We start from the raw sequence: 11931 nt of genomic DNA on the forward strand, positions 1-11931 counted from the left end.
ACAAATGTTTTTCTTTTATACTATTTTTATAAGGGGGAGATGTCAATTATGCAATATAAAAAAGATAAAGAGAGATTAAACCAAATACTTTTAACAAGTAAAAATATAAAAAACAATCAAGAAGAAATTCTTAAATTAGTTCCAGAGCTGATAATTTGTGTTGACTGTACTCAACTACACCCTAATCATATATATAATGTATATGAACACATAGAGGAAACAGTAAATAAGGTAGATTTTAATTTAATACTAAAACTCACTACATTATTTCATGATATTGGAAAGCCATATAAAAAGGTTTTTGCTGATGGGGGTGAAAGATTTGGGGGGCATGGAGAAGTCAGTGAAATACTAGCAGGATTAATACTAAAAAGGCTTGAATATAATGATGACTTAATAGCAATAGTATGTAAACTTATAAAACACCATGACTTTAAGATAAGAGCTACAACAGAGGATATTTCTCAGGTTATTGAACTAATTGGACAAGCTAATATGTCATACCTTCTTGAGGTGCAAACTGCAGATTTATTATCTCATGCACCTAAATATTATAATGTTATGATACCTATATTGAGAAGTGTACAAAAAATTTATAAAAAGAACTTCAATCATGAATTTAAAAAAATCATACCTTTATTGGTATGATTTTCTTCGGAATAAAGGAATATTATAGTAATTAACTTTAAATAATAAATAAATGACAATATATATTTATTTAAATATTTTTCTTTATAAAATCAAGAGTTTTATCTATGACAGCTTTAGTTTCATCATTATTATCTAGTGCATCAAAAGAATGCCCACCGGTATTGTGAACAATATAGTCAAATTTAATGTTACGCATCTTTGCAATTTTCATGAAATTATCTATTGATTCATTAACACCTTTAACTTTATCTTTAGCCGCCTTTACAATAAGTAAAGGTGGAAACTTATCATTCATAGCAGGAAGATAAGTTTCAGGATAATAGCTCACATATTCCTTATTAACAGCTTTTGTTCTAGTTTTAATATCAAGTAAGCCATAATAGGAGACAAGACATTTTATATAGTCAGGGGCATTTTTTATAAATTGGCTGACGTATAGACCGCCTAAGGAACATCCCCAAATACAAATCCTATCTTTATCTATATTCAGCTTCTCTGCATTTTCTCTAATATAAGTTATAGCATCAAAAATATCTTTTTTTATGTTAGAATTTTTAAAATTAAAATTCATGTGGCTACGATTAAAAGTAACTCCTATGAAATCGTTGCTTGCTGCAAGTTTACCGTAGGAAACATATAAGTTCCAGTCCTTTGCATTTCCAACAAGTCTTTCTGGACCCTCTCCATGCAAAAAAACAATTGTTGGTAGTTTGGAGTCTTTACCTATCCCTGAAGGTCTGTAAACATCCATGGGTAGAAATTTGAGTTCAGTATGTTTGTATATGATGTTCTTTGTAACATCTATTGATTTAGATTTATCAATATCATACAATAAATCCAGGTTAAAAATCCTACGAATATACAACCTGTATGCTAGTACACAAAGAAAAATCAAAACAAAACAAAAAATTAAAGCTATTAAAAATAAATTCACACTATCCACCCTCTTTATATAATTATCTGAATAAGATAATTATAAAGTATGTAGTATACTACAGTGTCAACATATTTATTCACTTTTAAAATTATTCATAAACGCTCGTATGTGTGGACAGTTTATTGCTCGCTTTTCATCGTTCTTAAGGCTTACAAGAGCTTTTTTCATCTCATCCAAACTTCCCATTTTTTTATCAATCAGGTCGGAAAAATAAGAAAAGCCTGTCGCTTTAGTCTCAGCAATATCAAACATTTCCTTAATTTCTTTAAGTGTAAATCCTGATTCTTTAGCATTTCTAATAAACTCAAGTTGGCTTAATACTGTTTCAGGATACAGTCTATATCCATTGTCTGACCTTACTATATTTTTAATAAGACCACTTGTTTCATAATATCTAATTGTTTCTGGATGAATATTAGCTATTTTTGCAACTTGTCTCCTTAAGTAGTAATTCATTTTTTTATCCCCTTTATAAATAAAAAAATAATTTAAATGTTAAAATTGTATATTTATAGATACGTATTAAAAAAATTATACTATACTATTTGTTTGCTAAAAAGTTTTTCTTACAAATTTGTAAGAAAAACAATCAATTTGTAAGCAAAGTGATATGGAGTAAAAATGGGATATTAACTATACTAAATTTATGATGAGTATTTAAGTTAAAAGTTATGTTTATAAAAGAAATTATATTAAATTAGTTAGGAGAGTAATTCATATGGAGATATTAAGAGTAGAAAATCTAAACAAGTCTTATGGAAAATGTGATACAAAAGTAGAAGCACTTAAAAATATAAATTTATCAGTTAACAAGGGAGATTTTGTAGCAATAGTAGGTGCATCTGGTTCAGGTAAAAGCACACTGCTACATCTATTAGGAGGACTTGATAGACCAACCTCAGGCAAGGTAATTATTGATGGTGAAAGTATTTATGATTATAAAGAAGCAAGACTTGCTATTTTTAGAAGGAGAAAGGTTGGTTTTATATTTCAATTTTTTAATCTTATTCCAGTATTAGATGTAGAAGAGAATATAGCTCTTCCAGCGATAATGGATAATGATAAAGTTGATAAAGTCTATTTAGATGAAATAATTCATGTGCTTGGGCTGGATGATAGGAGAACTCACCTACCTTCAGAACTTTCAGGTGGACAACAACAAAGGGTATCCATAGGACGCGCACTTTTAAACAAGCCTTCTATTATTTTTGCTGATGAACCTACAGGAAATTTAGACAGTAAAAATTCAAGAGAAGTAATTGAGCTACTAAAATATACAGCGAAAAAATATAATCAAACATTAATTCTTATCACCCATGATGTTAATATTGCTGATTTAGCAGATAGAGCTATTACCGTAGAAGACGGTGCCATAGTTTCAGACAAATTTTTGAAGAATAAATAGATGGGGGCATAATTGTTATGATACAAAGTTATAAGCAGTTAACAGGTAAATATCTTAAAGCAAATAAAAAACGGAGCGTCCTTACTATCATTGGTATAGTTTTATCGGTAGCACTTATTGCGTCAATTGGTTTCTTTTTAAGTGGAATTCAAGCAGCAGAAGTAACTCAGTATAAAAATGAATATGGTTCTTGGCATGTGGAATTTAGAAACCTTAACAGTAATCTTGCTACAAAGGTAAGAAGTAATCCTAAGGTGGAGAAAAGTGGACTTTTACAATTTAAGCCAGATATAAATCTTGGAAAAGGAGTAGTGCTTACACCTAAAATTGCATCGGATAGTGCCCTAGAATTATTACCTTATAAAATAAAAGAAGGTAGACTTCCTAATAATAAAAATGAAGTTGTTGTGGAAAAATGGGCATCTAAGTATATTCAAAAAAATATTAAAATTGGAGATACAATCAAGCTGGACAATAAAAAATACAAGCTTGTGGGGTTATTAGAAGATAGTGAGCAGAGCCAAATGCAAAACAAAGGAATATTATTATCTAAGAGTAATGATCTGCCTATAAGTGGTTCAACTCTGCTCGCAGAAATCAGTTCAAAAACAAATTTAAAAAATGCTGTTAGCGAGCTTGATAGTTTAGCAGATAAAAAAACAGTAGATAATAATAGCCATGTTATTGACTTAGAAGGTGGAGGCAGTGATTCTATAACTAAAGCATTGTTTGGAACGCTTGCAGTTGTGATTGCAATTGTTGTAATTGCGACTATTGCAGTAATATACAACTCTTTTCAAATAAGTGTTGTAGAAAGATTAAAACAGTTTGGACTTTTAAGAGCAGTAGGAATGACACCACAGCAGCTAAGAAAAATGGTACTTAGAGAGGCTACAATTCTAGCAGCAATTGGTATACCAATTGGACTACTCCTTGGTATTATAGCTATAAATGCAATCAAAATTGCATTTAAACTCATAGGTGCAGATACAGTTATGCCTATAGAAATTGCTATTTCTCCGGAAGTAATTTTAATTAGTACAGTAATTGGAATAGCATCGGTATACTTGTCAGCATTAGTACCTTCTTTCTTTGCGGGAAGAATTTCGCCTCTTGTAGCAATAAACAGTAGAACTTCTATAACTAAGGAAAAAATTAAGAGGAGTAAAAATAGAATCATAGGTAAAATTTTTGGATTTGAAGGTGGTTTAGCGGCAAAAAACATTAAAAGGAATAAAAAAAGGTATAGAATAACGGTGTTTTCCATAGTAATAAGTGTAGTTTTGTTTGTCACCTTTAAGTCTTTTATGGATATGACTTTAAATTTAAATGGGAGCGACAATGAAGGTAAAAAAATACAGTTTTCAGTTGTTCAAAATAGGTCAAACTCTGACGAAAACAATGAAAATATTAGTAATAATATTATAGACAATATAAGTAGATTAGATACAGTGAATAAAGTATATAGGGTGTATGGAGACTTTCCTTTTAAGGAATACATGGATAGCAGTAAGGAAATAGAACAAGTAAAGGCTTATCCTGATTTGTATAAAAAAGAAAAACTAAATGGAGAAGAAAAAACCATGTTTGATGGCGGGAGGGTCTCAATATATGATGATAATTCTATGGAAGAGGCTAAGAAATATGTAGAGGCAGGAAAAATAGATATATCTAAATTAAACGATGAAAATGGAGTTATTGTCGTTAATAAAAATTATGTAATTAATGAGAAAACAGGCAAAACATACTCTGGGCCTATTACCAATCTAAAGGTAGGGGACGTGATAGAACTTAAGAATTTATTAGATGGAAACAATAGAGAAAGTTCAGTAAAAAAGGTTAAAGTATTAGCAATTCTTAAAGATGACCCGTTTCAATCAACTTATCAAAATAGAGGAATCACTATTTTTACAACTGAAAAAGTTCTAAAAAATCTAACTGGGGAGGCACAGATTCAACCAGCATCTTTAAATATTGAAATTAAAGATGTAAAATTAGAGGATAAAGCACAGAGTGAAATTCAAGCTGCAATACAAGATAATCCTGCTCTTGGCACACTAAATATGATAGATGGAAATAGAAGAATCAAATCAACAATTCTAATGGTTGAAATATTAGTTTATGGTTTTATAATTGTTGTTTCTTTAATAAGTAGCGTAAATATAATAAACACACTTACAACCAATATTATACTTAGAAAAAGAGAATTCGCAGCACTTAAAGCCATAGGACTTACTCAAAAAGGCTTAAAAAAGATGATAGTACTAGAAGGGCTTTTATATGGAATAGTAGGAACTATATATGGTTCTATAATAGCATCAGGTTTATCTTATCTAATGTATAGAAGCATTAGGGGAATACAAGATTTCCCGTGGAGTGTTCCATGGCCAGCTATAGCAATTGCTGGAGGGTCCGCAATGATAATTGGATATTTGTCTGTACTTAGTCCTCTTGGAAGAATCAATAAAGAAAATATAATTGAGATTATTAGAGAAGACGGATAGGAAAAGCAGTTATCAGTTTTCAGGTAACAGTTAAGGAAGATGCAAACATATTTGTTTACACAAATGTATTTGTATCTTCTTTAATTTAAAATAATTAAACCTACCACATAAAGCATATAACTTTTTTGTAGTTTTTATCTTTTATAGTGTAAAATGTAATTAGAAAGTTTTTGTGTGGGGGTTAATTTATGACTAGACTATTATTTGTGGAAGACGATGAAGCTTTGTCTTTAGGAATAGAATTTACACTGCAAGAAGAAGGATATGAAGTATTAAGAGCAGCTAGCTTAGAGGCAGGTAAAAATATTTTTGAAAATGAAGATTTGGATTTAATTATTTTGGATATTAATTTACCAGATGGAAGTGGATATTCGTTATGTAAATATATAAGGACTAAAAGTGATGTGCCAATAATGTTTTTAACGGCGCTAGATGAAGAAGTTAACATAGTGCTCGGACTAGAACTTGGCGGTGATGATTATATTACTAAACCTTTTGGAGTAAAGGAGTTTTTATCAAGGATAAAGGTTTTAATAAGAAGAAACTATAAAAATGTAAGTAGTGGAAATAAACTAATTAGCGGAAATGTTATTGTAGATACGTCTACAGCAACAATTACAAAAAGAGGCAAGGAAATCTTTCTTAGTGCTCAGGAATATAAATTGCTCTTAATATTTATGAATAAACCTCAAATACTGCTTAAAAGAAGTGAGATACTTAATGAATTGATTGATGTGGAGGAATCTTTTTTTGATGAAAATACCCTTTCAGTTTATATTAAAAGAATCAGAGGTAAAATAGAGGAAGATGTGAAAGTGCCAGAATATATAATAACTCAGAGGGGTTTAGGTTATAGGTGGAATAAAACTGTTGTTAAGGAGTAGATTAAGATGGGAAGATATTTTATAAACCCAGAACTAAAAAAAAGTACAATGGCTATTTTGTTCTTAAACATATTATTTTTAGTGGCGGTGCTTTCAGTAGTACAAATAAATAACAATAATTTGAAAGCAAATTATATAAAAAGTTTGGCAGCTGTTACAAATAAAATAAGCGAAGAAGACCCAAGAATGCTAAAGGATATTATCCCAATAACGACTAAAGAAGTTTCAGAACAAGATGCAAAAAGAGGCATGGTAATTTTAAAACAATATGGATTAACACCGCAGCTACAGAATCAGCTATTTCCTTATGTAAATAAAACTATAGTATATAATACATATTTTATTATAGGCATTTTTGTTATTATGGCAACTGTATTTTTTATTCTCAATTATGTGCAGTATGTTTATTTTTATAATAACATAAGAAAGATTACTTTAGCAGCTAAAAAAGTAGTGGATGGAGAGTATGATATATGGATTAATGAAGATAAAGAAGGAGATTTTGCAAAATTATTCACTTCCTTTAACTCTATGAGAACAATAATTAGAAATAATATAGAGGAACTAAATAAGGAAAAACATTTTTTAGTTGACTTGCTTTCGGATATATCACATCAACTAAAAACTCCACTATCTTCAATGTTTGTTTATAATGACATTTTACTTACCAAAGAGCTCACAGAGGAAAAAAGTCAATTTTTTCTGAAAAACAATAAAAAACAACTCCATAGAATGAATTGGCTTATAAAAAGTATATTAAAACTGGCAAGACTGGATTCAAAGTCCATAGAATTCGCCAAAGAACCTGGAGATTTAAATGAAACTATAAGAAACTCAATAGATACGCTTAGGGAAGAAGCAGAAGGAGTAATGGTAAAAGTAAAATTTAATAAAAATCAAGAAGTGATTTTTAATCATGATAGATTATGGCTAGAAGAGGCCTTTATAAATATAATTAAAAATGCTATAGAACACACTAATGTTAATGGAATAATAAATATAGAATTAACAGAAAATCCACTTTATCGAAGGATTGAAATAGAAGACAATGGAGAAGGCATAAGTGAAGAAGATTTACCAAATATATTTAAAAGATTTTATAAGGCAAAAAACTCTAAAAACAGTGATTCCATAGGCATAGGGTTGGCCCTAGCAAAATCAATAATAGAAGCTCATGATGGGTTAATTGAAGTTAAGAGTAATGTAAATATAGGAACAAAATTTATTATTACTTTTTTGAAGTATTAATAATATAAAAAACACTTATTTATTAAGTTGACAGCAAAAGCTAATAGGCATAAAATAGCTTCTAAATAATATAAAAAATATTTTGTAAAGTGAGAGGAAGATATAATGGCGAAGGTATATTTTAAATCCGTGGACTCATATTCTAAAACTGAGTTAATACAAAAAGTATCAAAAGAATTATTAGATAAAATAGTAATTGATGAAGGTATAAAACTTGAAAGCTTTATACCATTAAAAGTTCACTTTGGCGAAAAAGGTAATAACACATATATAGCATCAGAAAGCTACCTAGGAATAATTGATTATTTAAAAGAAAAAAATATTGATAGTGCCTTTATTGAGACGAGCGTATTATATAGAGGTGAGAGAAATTCTAAGGAGAAACATACGAAACTAGCCCTTGAACATGGCTTTACTCAGCTGCCTATAATAATAGCAGATGGAGACCATGGTGAGGATTATGAAGAGGTGGAGATAGATAAAAATAATTTTAAAACATGTAAAGTTGCAGGAGAAATAGCAAGAAGTAAACAAGTTATAATTTTAAGCCATTTTAAAGGACATGCTTTAGCTGGATTTGGGGGCGCTATAAAGCAACTTGGAATGGGCTGTGCATCTATCGGAGGAAAACTGGCCCAACATGCAAATTCTAAGCCTAATATTAATTATTTTAAGTGTAAAGCCTGTAATGCCTGCGTTAATAAATGCCCAGTAAGTGCTATAACTATTAATAAAAAAGCTAAAATTGATAAGGACAAGTGTATTGGTTGTGCTTCATGTATATCAGTGTGCCCTCATGGTGCTATTTCCAATAGCTGGGTAGCTAGTATATCAAAGTCATTTAATGAGCGACTTGTGGAATATGCATTTGCTGCGGCTAAGAACAAAAATAATATATATATTACTTTTGCCTTTAATATAACAAAAGGCTGTGATTGTGAAGGTCACAACATGAAAAATATAGCTAAAGATTTAGGAATATTTGCATCTATAGATCCTGTGGCAATCGATATGGCATGTTTAGATATGGTGGATAAAACCAATAATAAAACCGTATTTAGAAGAGGTAGGTATACTCTCCAGTATGCCGAAAAAATTGGTTTAGGTTCTAGTAAATATGAGCTAATTGAGATATAATATCACTAAAGAAGCTAGGAGGGTTAACCTATGAAAAAAATAATATTTGCAGGTGGTTGTTTTTGGGGTGTAGAAGCATATTTTAATACAATTGATGGTGTTTTGGCCACAAAGGTTGGATATGCAAATGGTAATACAGAAAATCCTACGTATGAAGAGGTCTCTGGACATGAAACTGGATATGCAGAAGCTTGCTATTTAGAATATGATGAAAATAAAGTTCAGCTTAAACAACTTTTATCAGCCTACTGGAAAGTTGTTGATCCAACATTACAGGATAGACAAGGTCACGATGTAGGAAACCAATATCGTACAGGAATATATTATGTGGATGATAAGGATTTAGAAGTTATTCTTGAATCAAAGGAAGAAGAACAGAAAAATTATAAAAATACAATTGTAACGGAAATATCAACCTTGAAAAATTTCTATGATGCCGAGGTTTATCATCAAAAATATTTAGATAAAAATCCTAATGGATATTGCCATATTCCCAAAAGTTTATTGAAAAAATAGATAGGAAGGTAGTTTTACAATAATCGGATTGCCAATTTAAAGGTGAAACTTTAAGTTGGCAATTTTTTAGTTATATTAAAATAGTAGCAATTACAGGAGATGAAGGTATTGGAAATTATAAGTTCTATATTTTATTTTATTTTAGCAGGACTGTTTGAAATCGGAGGAGGATATCTCGTCTGGTTATGGATTAGAGATGGAAAAAGCATATTATTTGGGGTAGCAGGCGCGGCGTGTTTAATTGTTTATGGATTAGTGCCAACATTGCAACCACCAAATAGTAGTTTCGGTAGGGTTTATGCTGCTTATGGAGGTATATTTATAGTATTGTCTATTCTCTGGGGGTGGAAGATTGATAAGGTTATTCCAGATAAGTTTGATTTGATTGGTGGTGGGATTGCTTTAATAGGGGTTTTAATAATAATGTATTTCCCGAGGAATTAATGTTTATTCATTTGAAGGCAAAGTAGAGCATAATTAAGTTTTTTATTTTGCATGGTAAATTATAAATAAAACTCAGAATTCTAAAATAAACTCTGAGTTTTACTTATTTATTTATTTATAGTACATGTAAAGCTATGGCGAATAAAAGTACGAAAGCTAAAATTCTATGAACCTTAAGCCAAGCACCACGCTTATTTTTGCTTATTTTGAAACCATAAATTCCTAGAATGACTACTATAAGCATAATAATACCGGCAATAACACCAGTAAATTTAATTCTTCCAGAAGAATATGTGGCATAAAAATGAGCCGCTAAAAATATTATTGCTAAAATACCAGCAATTTTGTGATATTTTACAATCGGTTTCATAAAAGTTCTGTAAATTTGTTTCAAATCTTTTTTATCATTTCCTAGCTTGTTAATGTACACTTTATTTATGTATTTTACGAAAAAATTAAGTATGGCGAAAGTAAATGCAATACCTATTAAAATGCCAAAGGGAGTAACTAAAAATCTTAAATTCATGAGTATTCCACCTTTCTGATGCATTGCCTCTAGTATACTATAAAAAACATGATTTACACTTAAATTTTCTGGAAATAAAGAATATTTATTTCAATTTGTAAAATAATATATAATGATATAAATTGTGAGAGGATGCGAAGAAGATGGCGATAAATAATGTTATGACAGGAGATTTCCTGCGTTCAGCCTACGGAGGAGAAAGTATGGCTCATATGAGATATTTGATATGGGGAGAAGATGCTGAGAAAAAGGGATTACCCAATATAGGAAGACTATTTAAGGCCGTAGCAAATGCAGAATGGGTTCATGCAAAAAATCATTTTAATGTGCTTAAAGATGAAGTAGGAGATAGCGGGGTCTGTGCTGGGGCTGTTTTTGGCAACACAGATGTATCTAGCAATCTCCAAGGAGCTATAAACGGAGAACTACATGAAGTGAATCAAATGTATCCAGTATATTTGGAAACGGCTAAATTCCAAGCTGAAAAGGATGCAGAAAGGTCTTTTCATTATGCACTAGAAGCTGAGAAAATACATGCTCAGTTGTTTAAGGATGCACAGGAAAAGGCTAAACAGGGTCAGGATATTGGGACGGATAAGATATATGTTTGCCCAGTTTGTGGATATACGGAAATAGGCGATAATGTGGACAAATGTCCAGTATGTGGAACTAAAAAAGAGATGTTTGAGAGTTTCTAATATTAAGATTACTAAGTTTTAACAAATTAAAAGGTAAGAATTAAGGGATTTTTTATTGAATAGCATAGAAAAAAACACTTTGGGTAAATGAAGCCCAAAGTGTTTTTTTCTTAATTAAATGATAACTTATTTAGAGAATATGATATTATAAGGATATATTAGTAAAAAACAGGATGGATGAGTTAGCTACCTCATTTTCATTTAAGCTGTATTGCTACCTCATGTGCAATCACAAAGTCTAAGGAGGTAAAGTATTGAAAAAGTATATATTATTAGCAGGTACCGTGGCAATTGTTTTAGTTATTAGCGGATGTACAAATAATAAGTATAGTAATGAAACTATGAATAATAAGCCAACAATCTCTAATAAAACTACAGCAACTCAAAAGAAAAGTGATTCAAAGAAGGCTAATGAAGAGGTTGATAAAGATTTAGAGGCATCGTATAAAGAAATAAATGGTATAAAGAAGCCGAATATAGAAGATGCTAGGAATTTTGAAACATCCCTAAAAAATGGTAGTGTAATAATGATTTCTAGGGATAATAGTACAGAGAAAGAAGTGTATAATATATCAATGCTAGATAAATTTCTTGATTCATTTAATAACGGTAAAGAAGGTTATGTGCGCATAATTAAGGGAAGCATAGTAAGTGGTAAACTTTTAGTAAATAAACTTGACGAGTATGAAACTGATGGCAAAGTTATTAAAGTGACAGTGTATGATACGTATACTGATAAAAATAAATTCATACAAGGAACACCAGGATATTTTCCTAAAATGGCAAAAACATCTTCAGGTAATGCAATTAGATATGCTCTTCTTGAAAGTAAAGATACTCCAGATAATATGGGAGCAACTGTAATTAGTTTTGATAAAAATAGTATAAAAAATTAACCAAGGGGTAGTGTAAATATATTTGTTTGTGTAATTACAATACCTATAGTTAGCAAATGCGTTTTATGGTATAATCTACAAATAA

Annotated in this window: 13 protein-coding genes; 10 read left to right on the top strand and 3 right to left on the bottom strand. The window is 30.3% G+C overall.

The window, feature by feature from the left end:
- Positions 1–48 precede the first annotated feature (48 nt).
- Complete coding sequence (locus BR66_RS23065; RefSeq protein WP_084156306.1) at positions 49–648, top strand: HD domain-containing protein; 600 nt, start codon at positions 49–51, stop codon at positions 646–648.
- Between the two features lie 70 nt (positions 649–718).
- Here the strand turns inward: BR66_RS23065 and BR66_RS0103465 are convergent, their stop codons facing one another.
- Together BR66_RS0103465 and BR66_RS24695 are read right to left on the bottom strand one after the other, a co-directional pair.
- Positions 719–1585, bottom strand: coding sequence for an alpha/beta hydrolase family protein (locus BR66_RS0103465; protein ID WP_026881649.1), 867 nt, complete (start codon positions 1583–1585; stop codon positions 719–721).
- 75 nt (positions 1586–1660) lie between these two features.
- Positions 1661–2044: a MerR family transcriptional regulator gene (locus BR66_RS24695; RefSeq protein ID WP_051624087.1), complete on the bottom strand. Its 384-nt coding sequence runs from the start codon at positions 2042–2044 to the stop codon at positions 1661–1663.
- Between the two features lie 262 nt (positions 2045–2306).
- Between BR66_RS24695 and BR66_RS0103475 the strand changes: the two genes are divergently transcribed.
- The 7 genes from BR66_RS0103475 to BR66_RS0103505 all read left to right on the top strand — a co-directional run bounded on the left by BR66_RS0103475 (position 2307) and on the right by BR66_RS0103505 (position 9726).
- Positions 2307–2993 carry an ABC transporter ATP-binding protein gene (locus BR66_RS0103475; RefSeq protein WP_026881650.1) on the top strand — a complete coding sequence of 229 codons (687 nt, stop codon included), beginning with the start codon at positions 2307–2309 and terminating at the stop codon, positions 2991–2993.
- Positions 2994–3010: 17 nt separating this feature from the next.
- Complete coding sequence (locus BR66_RS0103480) at positions 3011–5497, top strand: ABC transporter permease (protein WP_026881651.1); 2487 nt, start codon at positions 3011–3013, stop codon at positions 5495–5497.
- Positions 5498–5685: 188 nt separating this feature from the next.
- On the top strand, positions 5686–6381 hold the full coding sequence (locus BR66_RS0103485) for a response regulator transcription factor (protein ID WP_026881652.1): 696 nt from the start codon (positions 5686–5688) through the stop codon (positions 6379–6381).
- A gap of 6 nt (positions 6382–6387) precedes the next feature.
- Positions 6388–7629 carry a HAMP domain-containing sensor histidine kinase gene (locus tag BR66_RS0103490; RefSeq protein ID WP_026881653.1) on the top strand — a complete coding sequence of 414 codons (1242 nt, stop codon included), beginning with the start codon at positions 6388–6390 and terminating at the stop codon, positions 7627–7629.
- Positions 7630–7734: 105 nt separating this feature from the next.
- Positions 7735–8766: a DUF362 domain-containing protein gene (locus BR66_RS25075; RefSeq protein WP_026881654.1), complete on the top strand. Its 1032-nt coding sequence runs from the start codon at positions 7735–7737 to the stop codon at positions 8764–8766.
- A gap of 30 nt (positions 8767–8796) precedes the next feature.
- Positions 8797–9282 (top strand): peptide-methionine (S)-S-oxide reductase MsrA, encoded by a 486-nt coding sequence (gene msrA / locus BR66_RS0103500; RefSeq protein WP_026881655.1) that lies wholly within the window; start codon positions 8797–8799, stop codon positions 9280–9282.
- 108 nt (positions 9283–9390) lie between these two features.
- A complete protein-coding gene (locus tag BR66_RS0103505) occupies positions 9391–9726 on the top strand; it encodes a YnfA family protein (RefSeq protein WP_026881656.1) in 336 nt (111 codons plus the stop codon).
- A 115-nt stretch (positions 9727–9841) separates the two neighbouring features.
- Here the strand turns inward: BR66_RS0103505 and BR66_RS0103510 are convergent, their stop codons facing one another.
- On the bottom strand, positions 9842–10252 hold the full coding sequence (locus tag BR66_RS0103510) for a hypothetical protein (protein ID WP_035795376.1): 411 nt from the start codon (positions 10250–10252) through the stop codon (positions 9842–9844).
- A 143-nt stretch (positions 10253–10395) separates the two neighbouring features.
- Here BR66_RS0103510 and BR66_RS0103515 point away from each other — a divergent pair, with 143 nt between their 5' ends.
- Both BR66_RS0103515 and BR66_RS0103520 read left to right on the top strand, forming a co-directional pair.
- On the top strand, positions 10396–10950 hold the full coding sequence (locus BR66_RS0103515; RefSeq protein ID WP_026881658.1) for a rubrerythrin family protein: 555 nt from the start codon (positions 10396–10398) through the stop codon (positions 10948–10950).
- Between the two features lie 254 nt (positions 10951–11204).
- Positions 11205–11846: a hypothetical protein gene (locus tag BR66_RS0103520; RefSeq protein WP_026881659.1), complete on the top strand. Its 642-nt coding sequence runs from the start codon at positions 11205–11207 to the stop codon at positions 11844–11846.
- Positions 11847–11931: the final 85 nt, after the last annotated feature.

It is taken from the genome of Clostridium akagii DSM 12554, from assembly GCF_000686725.1.
Classification (GTDB): Bacteria; Bacillota; Clostridia; order Clostridiales; family Clostridiaceae; genus Clostridium_I; species Clostridium_I akagii.